General features: G+C 69.6%; 13 protein-coding genes. 6 read left to right on the forward strand and 7 right to left on the reverse strand.

The genetic code is table 11. The features are described from left to right. Positions 1-41 precede the first annotated feature (41 nt). Positions 42-725 carry a hypothetical protein gene (locus tag ACF1G2_RS32205; RefSeq protein WP_391801694.1) on the forward strand — a complete coding sequence of 228 codons (684 nt, stop codon included), beginning with the start codon at positions 42-44 and terminating at the stop codon, positions 723-725. A gap of 110 nt (positions 726-835) precedes the next feature. On the opposite strand, the gene ACF1G2_RS32210 is transcribed toward ACF1G2_RS32205, so the two are convergent. The 3 genes from ACF1G2_RS32210 to ACF1G2_RS32220 all read right to left on the reverse strand — a co-directional run bounded on the left by ACF1G2_RS32210 (position 836) and on the right by ACF1G2_RS32220 (position 3,795). After that, entirely contained in the window at positions 836-2,365 is a 1,530-nt protein-coding gene (locus ACF1G2_RS32210) for a helix-turn-helix domain-containing protein (RefSeq protein ID WP_391801695.1), read from the reverse strand. A 51-nt stretch (positions 2,366-2,416) separates the two neighbouring features. After that, the gene (locus ACF1G2_RS32215; protein ID WP_391801696.1) at positions 2,417-2,770 is read right to left on the reverse strand and encodes a VOC family protein; all 354 of its coding nucleotides are present in this window, start codon (positions 2,768-2,770) and stop codon (positions 2,417-2,419) included. A gap of 68 nt (positions 2,771-2,838) precedes the next feature. Continuing rightward, positions 2,839-3,795, reverse strand: coding sequence for an AraC family transcriptional regulator (locus ACF1G2_RS32220; RefSeq protein ID WP_391801697.1), 957 nt, complete (start codon positions 3,793-3,795; stop codon positions 2,839-2,841). 115 nt (positions 3,796-3,910) lie between these two features. On the opposite strand from ACF1G2_RS32220, the gene ACF1G2_RS32225 reads away from it, so the two are divergent. Further along, entirely contained in the window at positions 3,911-4,759 is an 849-nt protein-coding gene (locus ACF1G2_RS32225) for an NAD(P)H-binding protein (RefSeq protein ID WP_391801698.1), read from the forward strand. Positions 4,760-4,861: 102 nt separating this feature from the next. Here the strand turns inward: ACF1G2_RS32225 and ACF1G2_RS32230 are convergent, their stop codons facing one another. Then, entirely contained in the window at positions 4,862-5,491 is a 630-nt protein-coding gene (locus tag ACF1G2_RS32230; protein WP_391801699.1) for a type III effector protein, read from the reverse strand. Between the two features lie 128 nt (positions 5,492-5,619). Between ACF1G2_RS32230 and ACF1G2_RS32235 the strand changes: the two genes are divergently transcribed. The 4 genes from ACF1G2_RS32235 (at position 5,620) to acnA (ending at position 10,282) form a co-directional block, all read left to right on the forward strand. Then, positions 5,620-6,051 (forward strand): Hsp20/alpha crystallin family protein, encoded by a 432-nt coding sequence (locus tag ACF1G2_RS32235; RefSeq protein WP_391801700.1) that lies wholly within the window; start codon positions 5,620-5,622, stop codon positions 6,049-6,051. 97 nt (positions 6,052-6,148) lie between these two features. Continuing rightward, positions 6,149-6,544, forward strand: coding sequence for a DUF2267 domain-containing protein (locus ACF1G2_RS32240; RefSeq protein ID WP_391801701.1), 396 nt, complete (start codon positions 6,149-6,151; stop codon positions 6,542-6,544). A 53-nt stretch (positions 6,545-6,597) separates the two neighbouring features. Then, on the forward strand, positions 6,598-7,041 hold the full coding sequence (locus tag ACF1G2_RS32245; protein WP_361976484.1) for a DUF2267 domain-containing protein: 444 nt from the start codon (positions 6,598-6,600) through the stop codon (positions 7,039-7,041). Between the two features lie 526 nt (positions 7,042-7,567). Continuing rightward, on the forward strand, positions 7,568-10,282 hold the full coding sequence (acnA, locus tag ACF1G2_RS32250; RefSeq protein WP_391801702.1) for an aconitate hydratase AcnA: 2,715 nt from the start codon (positions 7,568-7,570) through the stop codon (positions 10,280-10,282). Positions 10,283-10,373: 91 nt separating this feature from the next. Here the strand turns inward: acnA and ACF1G2_RS32255 are convergent, their stop codons facing one another. The 3 genes from ACF1G2_RS32255 to ACF1G2_RS32265 all read right to left on the reverse strand — a co-directional run bounded on the left by ACF1G2_RS32255 (position 10,374) and on the right by ACF1G2_RS32265 (position 16,296). Next, positions 10,374-11,300: an FG-GAP repeat domain-containing protein gene (locus ACF1G2_RS32255; RefSeq protein ID WP_391801703.1), complete on the reverse strand. Its 927-nt coding sequence runs from the start codon at positions 11,298-11,300 to the stop codon at positions 10,374-10,376. A 117-nt stretch (positions 11,301-11,417) separates the two neighbouring features. Continuing rightward, a complete protein-coding gene (locus ACF1G2_RS32260) occupies positions 11,418-12,326 on the reverse strand; it encodes an FG-GAP repeat domain-containing protein (RefSeq protein WP_391801704.1) in 909 nt (302 codons plus the stop codon). 151 nt (positions 12,327-12,477) lie between these two features. Further along, positions 12,478-16,296 (reverse strand): GH92 family glycosyl hydrolase, encoded by a 3,819-nt coding sequence (locus ACF1G2_RS32265; protein ID WP_391801705.1) that lies wholly within the window; start codon positions 16,294-16,296, stop codon positions 12,478-12,480. Between the last annotated feature and the right edge of the window lie 139 nt (positions 16,297-16,435).

Here is a 16,435-nt window from a genome sequence, read left to right on the forward strand (position 1 = left end):
AGCCGCCGGTGCCGCCCCCTCCGCCGCATCCTCCCTCCACCATGTTCACCGCGGGCGACGGCGCGCTGCTGGCCGGCCGGGACATCACGGACCTGGTGACCGGCCCGTCGATCGGTCGCGACAACTCGGGCACCGTCGTAGGCCGGGACATCAACAACACGACGAAGAAGGGCGGGCGCTGGTGGATCGCACTCGCGGCCCTGCTCCTGGTCGGAACGGGCGGCGGTGTCTACTGGGCCGCGCAGGGAGACGGAGACTCCGTCCTCGGTGTCGGGGCCCGGCCGGGCGAGGCCGGTGTGCGCGACACGTGGGCCGCAACGTCCGAGGCGGTACGGAAGGGAGACGGGGAGACCCTCTGCGGCCTCATGACGATGGAGTACCGCAGGAAGCTGGAAGACACGGTGCCTGACACGTGTGTCGAGACTGCGGCGGAGTTCTTCGCCGGCTCGGAGTCCTCGACGCTCGACGAAGCGGCATCCGGCCGCCTGGAGAAGGTGACCGTGCTCGACGGCTCGGCCGAGGTCGTCGAGGTACGGCCGGGCGACACGGAGCCGACCTACGGCTACATGGAGCGCATCGGGGACCGATGGCGCTGGTCGCATCGGATCTTCTACGCCGAGTTCCACCCTGACGAGTGTCCAGCGGGCCACTGGAGCGATCCGCGATCGCCGAACCCCAGATGTACCGCAGAGACGCTGTTCCCCGCCGACGGTTCCGGGCCGTAGCTGTCCGGCCCCTCCGGTTCGGCGACCGCGGTAGTCCTGGCGGCCCCCACACCCTCCCGGCGCGCGTGAAAGAGGCCGGCGGGGGTGTGGTGGGCCGTTTCCGTTGACGCTCAGATATCCCGGAAGATCTCGATCTGCGCGCCCACCGAGTTCAGGCGTTCCGCCAGTTCCTCGTAGCCTCGGTTGATGACGTAGACGTTCCGGAGGACCGACGTCCCCTCGGCGGCCATCATCGCCAGGAGGACCACGACCGCCGGGCGCAGGGCCGGGGGGCACATCATCTCGGCCGCGCGCCAGCGGGTCGGGCCCTCGACCAGGACGCGGTGGGGGTCCAGGAGTTGGAGGCGGCCGCCCAGGCGGTTGAGGTCCGTGAGGTAGATCGCCCTGTTGTCGTAGACCCAGTCGTGGATCAGCGTCTTGCCCTGTGCCGTCGCCGCGATCGCCGCGAAGAACGGGACGTTGTCGATGTTCAGGCCCGGGAACGGCATCGGGTGGATCTTGTCGATCGGCGCCTCCAGCTTGGAGGGGCGGACCGTCAGGTCGACCAGGCGCGTGCGGCCGTTGTCCGCCGCGTACTCCGGCGAGCGGTCGTGGTCGAGGCCCATCTCCTCCAGGACCGCGAGCTCGATCTCCATGAACTCGATCGGGACCCGGCGGATCGTCAGCTCCGACTCGGTGACGACGGCCGCGGCCAGCAGGCTCATCGCCTCGACCGGGTCCTCCGAGGGGGAGTAGTCCACGTCCACGTCGATCTGCGGGACGCCGTGGACGGTCAGCGTCGTCGTGCCGATGCCCTCCACCCGTACGCCCAGAGCCTCCAGGAAGAAGCAGAGGTCCTGGACCATGTAGTTGGACGAGGCGTTGCGGATGACGGTCACGCCGTGGTGGCGGGCCGCGGCGAGCAGCGCGTTCTCCGTCACGGTGTCGCCGCGCTCGGTCAGGACGATCGGGCGGTCCGGGACGACGGACGACTCGACCTGCGCGTGGTAGAGGCCCTCGGTGGCCGTGATGTCCAGGCCGAAGCGGCGCAGCGCGATCATGTGCGGCTCGATCGTCCGCGTACCGAGGTCGCAGCCGCCCGCGTACGGCAGCTTGAAGCGGTCGAGGCGGTGCAGGAGCGGGCCGAGGAACATGATGATCGAGCGCGTGCGGATCGCCGCCTCGGCGTCGATCGAGTCCATGTCCAGCTCGGCCGGCGGCACGATCTCCAGGTCGACCCCGTCGTTGATCCAACGGGTGCGCACCCCGATGGAGTTGAGGACCTCCAGGAGCCGGAAGACCTCCTCGATGCGCGCGACGCGGCGCAGGACCGTGCGGCCCTTGTTGAGGAGCGAGGCGCAGAGCAGCGCGACACACGCGTTCTTGCTCGTCTTGACGTCGATGGACCCGGACAGCCGACGGCGGCCGACGACCCGCAGATGCATGGGGCCGGCGTAACCCAGGGACACGATCTCGCTGTCGAGTGCTTCGCCGATGCGTGCGATCATCTCAAGGCTGATGTTCTGGTTGCCACGTTCGATCCGGTTCACGGCGCTCTGGCTGGTGGCCAGGGCTTCGGCGAGCTGCGTCTGTGTCCAGCCCCGGTGCTGACGGGCGTCACGGATGAGCTTGCCGATGCGTACGAGGTAGTCGTCTGCCATGCGCGTCACGCTATCTCAGATATGAGATGGGGCTTGCGCCGGGGTGGGCCGTCAGGGTGACGAACCGTGAGCGGTCGGGTGTCGTGGTTCATACAGGGACAGTTCGGACCCGCTCGGCATGCGCGCGGTGGCCAGCAGCCCCCACCCCTGGTCGCTGGGCTCCGACGTCTCGACCCCGCGGTCCCGCAGCGTGGCGAGCGTCCGGGCGATGTCGTCGCACATCAGATAGAACTCGTGCTTCGGCGCGCCCTGCGTGGGGTGGACGGCGACCTCCGCCGGCGGCAGCTTGAAGATGAGCCAGCCACGACCCGCGTCCACGTGTTCAAAGCCCAGCACGTCCTTCAGGAACGCCCGGTCGGCGTCCGCGTCGGTGCTGTAGAGAATCACATGCGCGCCGCTGAACATGGTCCGATCCTCGATCCGCCGTACGGCCGCGGCAACCGCTCCGCGCCCGTACGGGGGGAGAGGCGGGCTCAGGCGGCGGTGGCCGCGGCCACCGCGCGGTGGTGGCTTGGGCGGGTCCCGTACACGCGGTGGAAGGCGACGCTCAGCCCGAAGGCGCTGCGGTAGCCGACCTGTCGGGCGATCGACTCCACGGTGGCGTCGGTCCGCGCCAGCAGGTCGGCTGCCAGCGCGAGCCGCCAGCCGGTCAGATACGCCATGGGCGGCTCGCCTACCAGCTCGGTGAAGCGGCGCGCGAGCGTCGCCCGCGACACTCCCGCCTCCTCGGCGAGCGCCGCCACGGTCCACGCCCGCGCCGGACGGTCGTGCATCGACCGCAGCGCCCGGCCCGCGACCGGGTCGCCGAGCGCGCGGTACCAGCCGGGCGGATCGGCCTCCGGGCGGGCGAACCATTCGCGCAGCGTGGACAGCAGCAACAGGTCCAGGAGTCTGTCCAGCACCGCCTGCTGCCCCGGGTCGTCCCGGCCGATCTCCGCCACGGTGAGGTCCAGGATCGGGCCCGGCCCTCCCTCGGGGCGGACCGTGACCACCCGGGGGAGCGCGCTCAGCAGCCGCTCGGAGACCCGCCCGCCCACGTGGTAGCTGCCGGTGAGCAGCACCGTCGGGCCGTCCAGCGCGTTTCCGCAGGTGCGCAGCCCCAGCACGACGTCCTCGCAGACCTCCCGGCCGTCGGCCGCCGTGCACCGGTCGGGGCCTTCCAGCACGTACAGCGGCGGCGTCCCGGCGCCGGGATCGTCGGTGACGGAGAACGGCTCCGGGCCGACCACGACCGCCACGTCACCCCGGCCGAGCGGCACGGCCGGCTCGCCGCCGCCCGGGAGCAGCCAGCCCTCGCCACGCACCATCGTGACAAGGGTGAGCTGTGTGCGGTCGGCGAAGCGGATCGACCACGGCGGCGCCAGGATGTTCCGGCTGAACAGCGCGCCGTCGGATCTCACCTCGTACAGCAGGCTTCCCAACGCGTCCATGGCGCAAGGCTAGACGCCGGCCCGCCGTGGCGCACCGACCTTCTGAGACGCTGAGACATCGACCTGAGCGCTCATGCCATTCCCTGCCTCACGCGCTCCGCGTTCGATGTCTCTCATGACGACTTCTCACATGACCACCGAGCCGATCCTCGTTCTCGGCGGTACCGGCAAGACCGGGCGCCGTGTCCTCTCCCGTCTCCGCCGGCGCGGCCTGGACGTCCGCGCGGCCTCCCGGAAGGGGCCTACCCGCTTCGACTGGACCGACGAGAACACCTGGGCGCCCGCCCTCGCGGGCGTCGGCGCGGTCTATCTGGTCGACTCGCAGCGCGAGGATGCCGCGATCTCGATGCGCGCCTTCGCCAAGCTCGCCGCCGACGCCGGGGCCGAGCGCCTCGTCCTGCTCTCCCACAGCGACTGGGTCGCCCCGGAAGGCGAGGAGAAGCTGCCCTGCGAGGGCGCGGTACGGGAGTCCGGCACGGCGTGGACGATCCTGAAGCCGGCCTGGTTCGCACAGAACTTCAGCGAGGACCCGCTCTTCCGTGGGCAGATTCTCGACGGCGAGGTGGTCACGTCGACGGGGGCGGGCGCCGAGCCGTGGGTCGACGCCGAGGACATCGCCGACGTCGCCGTGGCCGCCCTCACCGAGGCCGGTCACGCCGGGCAGACGTACTCCCTGTCGGGGCCGCGCCTGCTCACGATGGACGCCGTGGCCGACGAGATCGCCCGCGCCACCGGCCGGGACATCACCCACCGCGCTGTCTCGCCGGAGGAGTTCGCGGCCCACGCCGCGGGCCGTGGCGTGTCGCAGGAGCACATCGCCCTGCTGAACATGCTCTACGGCTGGATCAGGGAGGAGCGCTTCGCCAGGCTCGCGGACGGTGTCCAGCGCGCCCTCGGCCGCGAGCCGCGCGACTTCGCCGACTACGTCCGTACGGCAGCGGTGACGGGCGTCTGGCACGTCTGACCGCGCGCGTGGCGCGGGATCCCGGGTGCATCCGGCCGTGCGCCGCGCGGGATCCCGGGTGACGCCCGCCGCTCGTTCCTTGGCGCCCGGGCCTCCCCGGGGTCAGGGGGGAGTGAGGGTGTCGAGCCGGGCGGCGAGGTCGGGGTGGGCGGCGGCCAGGTGGGGGCGGGTCGCGGTCAGGGGGACGATGAGGTCGGCGGGGTCGTCGTGGGCGAGGGCCGCGTGGAGCTCATCGAGCGGGCGGCGGGCGGCGTGGGGAAGGTCGGTCAGGGCGGTGATCTGGCCGGCGAGGCGGCGCAGGTCGGCCGCATTGTTGCGGGCCCAGGTGGCGGTGTTGCGGTCGGCGGCCCGGGCCTGACGGGTGGCCGTCACGCGCTGTTCGCCGGTGGTCCCGGCCGGGCCGGGGCGGCCGCGCAGGTAGCGGCGCTCGGCGGCCTGGCGGCTGGCGACACCCAGGGGAGAGGCGAGGTCGGCCCAGCTGGCGCCTGCGTCCCGGGCCGTTTCGATCAGGCCGGTCTCCCATCCGGCGAGCCGCTCACGTACCTGCCGCAGCAGCATCAGCGAGGCGAGGGCCTGCTCCGGGGCCGGCCCGGCGCCGAGGGTGTCGGGGGTCTCGTGCTGGGCGTCGCGCAGGGCGTCGTCTATGGCTTTCAGGGCCGCCGCGGCGGCGATGAACGACGCCGGGCTGTGGGCGTCGGCGTCGGTGGAGACCGGCTGGTCGGGTGCGGTCACGGGCACCTCCCTCGGGTTGTCATCATGTAGACGACATCGTGTTTGTCATCCATTGGATGACATGTTACAACGGTGTCAGTGAGGCGCATTGGCAGTATCTGCCTGAACCTGCTGGAGGTGTTTTCACGATGTTGATGCGCACTGACCCCTTCCGTGAGCTGGACCGGCTGGCGCAGCAGCTGATGGGCCCGGGCACCTGGTCGAAGCCGTCGGCGATGCCGATGGACGCCTACCGTGAGGGTGACGAGTACGTGGTGGCCTTCGACCTTCCCGGTGTCAGCGCGGACGCGATCGACATCGACGTCGAGCGGAACATGCTGACGGTCAAGGCGGAGCGCCGGCCGGTGGCGAGGGTCGACGACGTGCAGATGGAGCTGTCCGAGCGGCCGCTGGGCGTCTTCTCCCGCCAGATCGTGCTCGCCGACACCCTCGACACCGAGCACATCAAGGCCGACTACGAAGCGGGCGTGCTGACCCTGCGCATCCCGATCGCCGAGCGTGCCAAGCCCCGCAAGATCTCCATCGGCGTCGGGACCGGCCACAAGGAGATCTCCGGCTGACGCCGGACAGGTGCGGAGGACGGGCACCTGATCTCCCCCTCACCCCGTCCTCCGCACCCCATGGGCAGGCCGAAGAACAAGAAGGGGTGGCGGCGAGATGACCCTGCGACGCGAAGCCTTCCTCGACCACGTGAGGGAGCGCGGCGAGTACGGCACTGTGGAGGAAGCCGAGCGCGCGGCCCGTGTGGTGCTGGCCCTGCTCGGCGCGCATCTGGTCGGCGTGGTTCGCGCCCAGCTCGCGGCACGTCTCCCGGAGGAATTCGCCCTGATCCTGCTCAACCCGCTGCAGAGCGCCGAACCGCTGCCCCCGGAGCGGTTCGTGCGGGCAGCCGCGGCCTGGATCGACGGCGCCACCGAGCAGACCGCGACCTGGGACGTCAGCGCCGTGCTGTCCACGGTCGCCGACACGGCCGGCGAGGACCTGCTGGGGCAGATCCTGCTCCAGCTCCCCGCAGGCTACGACCTCCTCTTCGGCCGCCCCCAGCCCACCTGACCCCTACCTCGGTGCCACACACCCGCACCGTTCTACGAAAGGCATGCACTGCAGTGATCACCGACGTGCGCGTACCGGCTGAGCACCAGCAGCCGTACTCGACGGCGTACGAGCAGATGCTGGAGAAGGTCCGCTACGAAGGCGCCTACCCCACCCGCGAGAGAGCCGAGGAAGCCGTACGCCTGGTTCTCGCGGGGCTGGGACGCCAGCTGACCGGCGACGAACGCGTCGACCTTGCCGCCTGCCTGCCCCTGGAAGCCGCACGTGTCCTGACCGCACAGATCCCCGACACCCAGCCGCTGACCGGCTGGGCCTTCGTCAAGGACCTCGCCGCGCGCTCCGGCGCATCCCTGGCCACCACCCGCTGGGACACCGGATCCGTCTTCGCGGCCGTCGCCGCCCACGCCGGCCCTGACCTCATCACCCGCATCCTCCACCAGCTCCCCACCGGCCACGCGCTGTTGTTCGGCCGCGCCGAACTCACCTCCGCCGCGTAACCGGCACCGGCACCCCGGGGCCGCAAGAGGATCCTCCGGCTGCCCTTGGCGAAGTCCCCGATCGCACGGATCGGGGACTTCCGCCTTTCAGCCACCGGACATTCGCCGGCAGCACCGGCTCCGACACCCCGACCCGCTCGACCATCAGTGGACGCCGCTGCCGCTGACGTACGGCGTCCACGTACGACAGCTCGACGTACGGCCCTGCAAGATCCACCCCGGCCGGTACGGCCACCCAGCACCCCCAGTGCGATCACCCGCACGACTGGGTTCACTGAGACGGAAGGCCGAACGACCGGGTTCGGTGAGTACACGCCTCGATTGGATGAGGGCGGTCAGGCATGCCGGGCATGACCGGGCGGCGGGGATGCACTAGAGTTATCTCGACATCGAGATAACTGCTTACGGCGCACCGCGGCCGCCCGCCCGGTAAGGGTTACCTAACTAAGTCTTACCTTAGCGGATCGGCGAGGAGTCGTGGCGGCAGCATGGCGGTAATACGCGCACATTGATGAAGGAGACTGTCGTGTCGGCGAACAGCTTCGACGCCCGCAGCACGCTGCGCGTGGGCGACGAGTCGTACGAGATCTTCAAGCTGGACAAGGTCGAGGGCTCCGCGCGCCTTCCCTACAGCCTGAAGGTCCTTCTGGAGAACCTCCTCCGCACCGAGGACGGCGCGAACATCACCGCCGACCACATTCGGGCCCTCGGAGGCTGGGACTCGCAGGCCCAGCCGAGCCAGGAGATCCAGTTCACGCCGGCCCGCGTGATCATGCAGGACTTCACCGGCGTTCCCTGTGTCGTCGACCTCGCCACCATGCGCGAGGCCGTCAAGGAGCTCGGCGGCGACCCGGCGAAGGTCAACCCGCTCTCCCCGGCCGAGCTGGTCATCGACCACTCGGTCATCGCCGACAAGTTCGGCACGAAGGACGCCTTCGGCCAGAACGTCGAGCTGGAGTACGGCCGCAACAAGGAGCGCTACCAGTTCCTGCGCTGGGGCCAGACCGCCTTCGACGACTTCAAGGTCGTCCCCCCGGGCACCGGCATCGTCCACCAGGTGAACATCGAGCACCTGGCCCGTACGGTCATGGTCCGTAACGGCCAGGCGTACCCCGACACCCTCGTCGGCACCGACTCGCACACCACCATGGTCAACGGCCTCGGTGTGCTGGGCTGGGGCGTCGGCGGCATCGAGGCCGAGGCCGCCATGCTCGGCCAGCCGGTCTCCATGCTGATCCCGCGCGTCGTCGGCTTCAAGCTGACCGGCGAGCTCCCGGCCGGCACCACCGCCACCGACCTCGTCCTCACGATCACCGAGATGCTGCGCAAGCACGGCGTCGTCGGCAAGTTCGTCGAGTTCTACGGTGAGGGCGTGGCCGCCACCTCCCTCGCCAACCGCGCCACCATCGGCAACATGTCGCCCGAGTTCGGCTCCACCGCCGCGATCTTCCCGATCGACGGCGAGACCCTGAACTACCTCAAGCTCACCGGCCGCTCCGAGCAGCAGGTCGCGCTCGTCGAGGCGTACGCCAAGGAGCAGGGCCTCTGGCTGGACCCGTCCGCCGAGCCCGACTTCTCCGAGAAGCTGGAGCTCGACCTCTCCACGGTCGTCCCCTCCATCGCCGGCCCGAAGCGCCCGCAGGACCGCATCATCCTCGCCAACGCGGCGGAGCAGTTCAAGCAGGACGTCCGCAACTACGTCGACATGGTCGACGAGGCGGGCCAGGAGTCCTTCCCGGCCTCCGACGCCCCGGCCGTCAGCAACGGCGTCCCGTCGAACCCGGTCCAGGTGACCGCTCCCGACGGCACCACCTACGAGCTGGACCACGGCGCCGTCACCGTCGCCGCGATCACCTCCTGCACCAACACCTCGAACCCGTACGTCATGGTCGCCGCCGCGCTCGTCGCGAAGAAGGCCGTGGAGAAGGGCCTGACCCGCAAGCCGTGGGTCAAGACCACCCTCGCCCCGGGCTCGAAGGTCGTCACCGACTACTTCGACAAGGCGGGCCTCACCCCGTACCTCGACAAGGTCGGCTTCAACCTCGTCGGCTACGGCTGCACCACCTGCATCGGCAACTCCGGCCCGCTGCCGGAGGAGGTCTCCAAGGCCGTCAACGAGCACGACCTCGCGGTCACCTCGGTCCTCTCCGGCAACCGGAACTTCGAGGGCCGTATCAACCCCGACGTCAAGATGAACTACCTGGCCTCCCCGCCGCTGGTCGTCGCGTACGCCCTCGCGGGTTCCATGAAGGTGGACATCACCAAGGACGCGCTCGGCACCGACACCGAGGGCAAGCCGGTCTACCTCGCGGACATCTGGCCGTCGGAGGCCGAGGTCAACGACGTCGTCGCCAACGCGATCGGCGAGGACATGTTCAACAAGTCCTACCAGGACGTCTTCGCGGGCGACGCCCAGTGGCAGGCGCTGCCGATCCCGACCGGCAACACCTTCGAGTGGGACACCGAGTCCACCTACGTCCGCAAGCCCCCGTACTTCGAGGGCATGACGATGGAGACCACCCCGGTCACCGACATCGTCGGCGCGCGCGTCCTGGCCAAGCTGGGCGACTCGGTCACCACCGACCACATCTCCCCGGCCGGCGCCATCAAGGCCGACACCCCGGCCGGCAAGTACCTCACCGAGCACGGTGTGGAGCGTCGTGACTTCAACTCCTACGGCTCGCGTCGTGGCAACCACGAGGTCATGATCCGCGGCACGTTCGCCAACATCCGCCTGCGCAACCAGATCGCGCCGGGCACCGAGGGCGGCTACACCCGCGACTTCACGAAGGACGGCGCCCCCGTCTCCTTCATCTACGACGCCTCCCGCAACTACATCGAGCAGGGCACCCCGCTCGCGATCCTGGCGGGCAAGGAGTACGGCTCCGGCTCGTCCCGCGACTGGGCCGCCAAGGGCACCGCGCTGCTCGGCGTCAAGGCCGTCATCGCCGAGTCGTACGAGCGCATCCACCGCTCGAACCTCATCGGCATGGGCGTCCTGCCGCTCCAGTTCCCGGAGGGCCAGTCGGCCGAGACCCTCGGCCTGACCGGCGAGGAGACCTTCTCCTTCACCGGCGTCGAGGAGCTCAACAACGGCGTCACGCCGCGCACGGTCAAGGTCACCACCGACACGGGTGTCGAGTTCGACGCGGTCGTCCGCATCGACACCCCCGGCGAGGCCGACTACTACCGCAACGGCGGCATCATGCAGTACGTGCTGCGCAACCTGATCCGCGGCTGACGCATCGGGTGACAGAACGAAGCGGGCCCCGCTCCTCGGAAGAGGAGCGGGGCCCGTTCGTCTGGTGTCCGTCGGACGCCGAGGGCGTCGGTCAGAACATCAGGCGGTACGTGTTCCAGCCGGCGCTGCCGATCAGCACGCGGGACTTGAACGGGGCGGCGGCGTTGCCGGTGCCCGAGTAGCGGTACAGCTTGCCGGTCGTGTCGCGGGCGACCATGTCGGCGATCCCGTCGAAGTCCAGGTCGCTCACGGCCGTGAGGTTGTTGAACATGTTCCAGCCGGTACCGACCTTGGTACGGGCCGAGAACGGGGCCTTCTGGTCGCCGGTGCCCTTGTACAGCCACAGCGTGCCGGAGCCGTCGCGCGCGACGATGTCGGCCTTGCCGTCACCGCTCAGGTCGCCGACGCCGGTGATCTGGTTGTACTGGCCCCAGCCGGAGCCGACCAGGGTACGGCCGGTCAGCTTGCCGTTGCCGTAGCCGAGGTAGATGTACAGCTTGCCGGACGTGTCACGGGCCAGCAGGTCAGGAGCGGCCGCGCCACCGAGGTTGCCCGGGACGAGGACCTTGTTGTAGATGTTCCAGCCGCCGCCGACGTTGATGCCGTCGTCCGCCGTGTCGCCGTCGGCGTAGCCGAGGGTGCCATCGGTGGTCCACACCCAGATGTCGTCGGCGACGCCGTCGCCGTCGTTGTCGGCCTGCTGGGCGTTCTTGACGTCGCCCCACGTGTCGGTCTGCCACGAGCGGGCGTCGTAGCCGCCCGTGCCGTTCGGCGAGTACCAGTACAGGGTGTTGCCTGTGACGGCACCCAGCCAGCGGTAGTCGGCCTCGGCGGTCGTGGAGGCGATACCCGCCTTCGGCGCCTGCACGGGCTTGGTGGCCGCCGCGGCCGCCTTGTCGGCACCCTTCGGGGCGTCGGCCGCGACGGCCGACGTGGTCGTCGCCACCAGGGCCGCGGTGATCGCCGCGACCGTGACACGGGACAGGATGCCCGTGGTGTTCAGGCCAGAGTTGGCCACGTCAGTCTCCAGTGTCGGTGGTGAAAGGGGTCGTCAGAAGCGAAGGGCCCCGCTCCCCGGAAGAGGAGCGGGGCCCGTTCGGCTGTTCGCCGTTCTGCCGGACGTCGAGGACGTCGATCAGAACATCAGGCGGTAGGTGTTCCAGCCGCTGGTGCCGATCTTCACGCGCGGCTTGAACACGCCCGCGGCGTTGCCGGTGCCCTTGTACAGGTACAGCGCGCCGGCGCTGTCACGGGCGATGAGGTCCGTGATGCCGTCGAAGTCGATGTCGCCGACCGAGACGAGGTAGTTGAACATGTTCCAGCCGCTGCCGATCTTGACGCGACCGGAGAAGGGGGCCGTGGAGCTGCCCGTGCCCTTGTACAGGTACAGGTTGCCCGAGCCGTCGCGCGCGACGATGTCGGCCTTGCCGTCACCGGTGAGGTCGCCCTTGCCGGTGATCTGGTTGTACTGGCCCCAGCCGCTGCCGACCAGCTTGCGGCCGGTCAGCTTGCCGTTGCCGTAACCCAGGTACAGGTACAGCTTGCCGGAGGTGTCCCGCGCGAGCAGGTCGTCGGCGGCCGCGCCACCGAGGTTGCCCGCGGAGGTGACCTTGTTGTAGATGCCCCAGCCGCTGCCGATCTTGACCGGGTCCCCACCCCACGGCAGGTGCTCCAGGTTGCCGTTGGTGACGGCCCAGACGGCGTCGGAGCTGCCGTCGCCGTCGTGGTCGGCCTGCGTCATGTGCTTGGCGTAGTTCCAGCCGAAGCCGGTGTACAGCCGGCTGTCGAGGCCGCCCGAGCCGTTGGGCACGTAGCCGTACAGGTCGCCACCGCTGGTCACGCCGTACAGCGCGTTGACCGGAGCGTCGGCCGCGGCCTCCGTGTTGAACGCGGAGGCGGACGGCGCAGCCTGGGCGCGGTCGGCGCCCTTCGGGGCGTCGGCCGCGAAGGCCGACGTGGTCGTCGCGACCAGAGCCGCGGTTATCGCCGCGACCGTGACACGGGACACGATGCCCGTGGTGTTCAGGCCAGAAGTCTTGGCCACGTATTTACTCCCGTTTTTGGTGGAAATGGGCCCGCCGCGCCCCGAGGGACGCGGCGGGCCACTCACTTCCAGGAATCCTCGCACAGGATCTTCACGGGTCAATTCGTTTGTGACAGAACTGTTTCGGTAAGGAGCTCCTGTTTACCGGGTGTCAGTGGAGCAGTTCCACCTCCGCCAACTGTGCCTCCGTGGCGAGCACTAGGCGGTAGGTCGTGTACGAGCCCGGCGTCCGGACCGTGAAGGCGCGGGTCTGGCGGTCCCAAGTGAAGGTCTCTCCAGACCTCTTGTCCAGGTCCGTCCACTTCTGTCCGTCCTTCGAGCCCTGCAACACCCAGCCCGTCGGCGCCGATTCCGCCGCCGACGACGTCAGCGTGTACTGCACCGCCCGCGTCTTCTCCGCGACCGGCAGCTCGACCGAGGTCACGGCCGCAGACGTGGACGAGGTGTCGTCGACGAGCGGGCCGGTGCCGGTGGTGGCGTCCGTGCGGGGCGACGGGGTCTTGCCGGCCGGGGTGATCGAGACCGGGCCCGCCTGCGCGCCCGTGCCCCAGGCCGAGGGCTCGGAGCCCATCTCGAACGACAGCGTGCCGCCGCGTGCCAGCAGGTCGTGCGGCAGTGCGGTGGAGTTCCAGCGCTTGCCGTTCAGCTTCACGCCCTGGACGTAGATGTTCTTCGCGCTGTTGCGCGGGGCCTCCACGACGAGCTTGCGGCCGTCGTCCGTCCGGACCGTCGCCTTGGTGAAGAGCGGCGAGCCGATCGCGTACTCCCCGCTGCCCATCACGAGCGGGTAGAAGCCCAGCGCCGAGAAGAGGTACCAGGCCGACTGCTCGCCGTTGTCCTCGTCGCCGTGGTATCCCTGCCCGATCTCGCTGCCCGTGTAGAGCCGGGAGAGCACCTCGCGGACCTTCTCCTGCGTCTTCCAGGGCTGCCCGGCCGCGTTGTACATGTACGGGACGTGGTGGGCGACCTGGTTGGAGTGGCCGTACATGCCCATCCGGACGTCACGCGCCTCGGTCATCTCGTGGATGACGCTGCCGTACGAGCCCACGAACTCCGGGCTCGCCGTCTCCGGCGTGGAGAAGTACGTGTCCAGTTTCTTGCCCAGGCCGCTGCGGCCGCCGTACAGCGCGGCGAGTCCCCGCGAGTCCTGCGGGGCCGTGAAGGCGTAACCCCAGCCGTTGGTCTCGGTGTAGTCGTGGCCCCAGATCCTCGGGTCGAAACTCTCCGAGGGAACCCGCCACTCGCCCTTCAGGTCGCGGCCCTGGAAGAAGCCGGCCTTCTTGTCGAAGAGGGAGACGTAGCTCTGCGCGCGGGAGAGGAAGTACGCCGCCTCCTCCTTGTACCGCTTCTTCCCGGTCTTCTCGTGCAGCGCCTGCGCCATCCTCGCGATGCCGTAGTCGTTGAGGTAGCCCTCCAGCGACCAGGAGAGACCCTCGTGGGTCTCGGTCGACGCGTAGCCGAGGAAGGGGGAGGTCTCCATCCCCTTGCGGCCCACACCCCGGCTCGGCGCCACGACCGTGGCGTTCTTCAGCGCCGCCTCGTACGCCGCCTCCGCGTCGAAGTCCACGCCCTTGACGAAGGCGTCGGCGAACGCCACGTCCGAGGAGGTGCCGGTCATCAGGTCGGCGTAGCCGGGGGAGGACCAGCGGGAGATCCAGCCACCGTCCTTGTACTGCTGCACGAACCCGTCGACGAGCTCGCCCGCCTTGTCCGGCGTGAGGAGGGAGTACGCCGGCCAGGTCGTGCGGTAGGTGTCCCAGAAGCCGTTGTTGACGTACACCTTGCCGTCCACGACCTTCGCCCCGGTATGGGTGGGGGTGTCCGGACCGGTCATGGGGGAGAACGGGCTGGCGTACCGGTGCTTCGAACCGACCTTCTCGAATCCGGAGTTCGGGTAGAGGTAGAGCCGGTAGAGGCTGGAGTAGAGGGTCACCAGCTGGTCGTGGGTGGCACCCTCGACCTCGACCCGGCCCAGGATCTCGTCCCAGGCGTCCTGAGCCCGCTCCTTCACGCTCTCGAAGCGGCTGCCCGCCGGGAGCTCGTCCGCGAGGTTCGCCTTCGCCTGGTCGACGGAGATCAGCGAGGTCGCGATGCGCAGGCCGACCGTGCGGTCCCCACCCGCGTCGAAGCGGAGCAGACCTCTGACGCCCTCGGCCGTGGAGGAGGTGACCGGCGCGTCGAAGACGCCGTACACGAACATCCTGGTGGCGCCCGTCGACAGACCGCTCTTCACGTCGGAGAAGCCGGTGAAGGAGCTGCTCGCCGCGTCGAGGGTCAGACCGCCCTCCGCCGTGACGTTGTCGAGGACGACGCTCGCGTCGTCGCCCGGATAGGTGAAGCGCATCAGCGCCGCGTGGTCGGTCGGGGTGATCTCGGCCTTCAGGCCGTTCTCGAAGGTGACGCCGTAGTAGTGCGGCCGGGCCGTCTCCTTCTCGTGGCGGAAGGCCAGCGCCCGTCCGACCCGGTCCGTCGCCGGGGTGCCCGCCGCGGCCGACGGCATCACCTGGAAGGTCTGCCGGTCTCCCATCCAGGGGCTCGGCTCATGGCTCGCGGCGAACGCCTGCACCGTGGGCAGGTTGTCCGCGTTGTTGCCGCGCGCGTACTCGTACAGCCAGCTCTTGGAGGCCGCGTTGGTCACCGGCGTCCAGAAGTTGAAGCCGTGCGGGACGGCGGTCGCCGGGAAGGTGTTGCCGCGCGAGAAGGAACCGCTGGAGTTCGTCCCCCGGGTGGTGGAGGCGTAGTCGGAGAGCCGGTCGAGCCGCTTCTCCGGGGCCTTGGCCCTCAGCGCGACGTCGTCGATCCAGCCCTGGAACTTCGCCGGACCCTTGGGGGAGTCGTACGCCACCAGGATCCGGTCGACGGTCCGGCCGGCCGCGACCGTGCCGATCCGCGAGGTCACCTGGTTCCACTGGTTGACGTAGAGCCGCTTGGCCGCGCCCTGGCCCCCGGGGGAGAGGAGGCCTCCGTGGGAGTCGGTTGCCCCGAGGTCGCTCAGATAGGTGCCGTCGGTGAAGGCCAGGTCCACCGACACGTTCGTGGCGGGATAGTTGAGGTCCGTCTCGGGGAGGGACGGGAAGATCCGGTACGACAGCTCGGTGTCCCGGGCTATCCGGGTGTCGACGTCGAAGATCTTGTTGTACGAGTACGCCCGCCCGTCCGGCTTGTGCGTGCCGGCATAGCGCAGGGCCCGCGTGCCGGTGAAGCCGGCGTTCGCCTTGGCGGTCGGCGAGCCGCCGGGGCCGCGGTCGACATGGCTGCGCATGTCCTCGGGCACGGGGGTCGAGGTGTCCCCGTTCGAGAACTGGACGTCGGCCAGCTGGGTGAGGCCCGCGCCGGCGTTCTTCGTGAACTCGAGCCGGTAGTGGCCGTACGCCGTGTCGTTGGCGGCGTCGTACGTCTTCGTCTCGAAGCGCTTGGTGAAGCCCTGTCCCTCGCGGGTGTCGAGGACCTTCCACTCCTTGCCGTCGGCCGAGCCCTTCAGCGTCCAGTCGCGCGGGTCGCGCTCGGCCGCGTCGTTCGCCGACGTCAGCGCGTACGTGACCACCTTGACCGGCTCGTCCAGGTCGAACTCGATCCAGGCGGTGGGCTCGAAGACCAGCCATTTCGTGGAGGGCTGAAGATCGACCAGGTTCTCCTTGGTCTCTCCCGAGCCGGCGTTCTCGCCGCTGGCGCGCAGCGTCACCACCTTGTCGGTGACATTGCCCGGTATTCCACTGGCGAAGCCGCCGTCGACACCCGACGCACGCTTGGCGCCGTCCGATCCGACGTCCACCGTGTTACGCCAAGTGGGCTGAGTTTCGTCCGATTCGAAGGAGGTGGTGAACTCCCCGGAGGATATGTCTTTTTGGCCGGGAAGTGCCTGTGCCACCGAGGGGGCCGAGCTCAGTACCAATGCCGTCGACGCGACCAGCGCGGCGGCTCTGAAGCGGGGGTTCCGGGACCGTGATCGGGTGCGAATTCTGGGCTCCATGCCGTGTCGCCGCTCCTGCCACTGGATTTGGACAACGTTGTCAAACCGAAGACGCAGGCTCCAGTAGGGGGTCAAGTGTGTGATGGTGTCAAGGGTGTTGACGGCAAGTCGGGGGATGAAACGGCATAGATACGCCTGC

Origin of the sequence: Streptomyces sp. NPDC013457 (assembly GCF_043089925.1) — a bacterium.
In the GTDB taxonomy this organism is placed as follows: domain Bacteria; phylum Actinomycetota; class Actinomycetes; order Streptomycetales; family Streptomycetaceae; genus Streptomyces.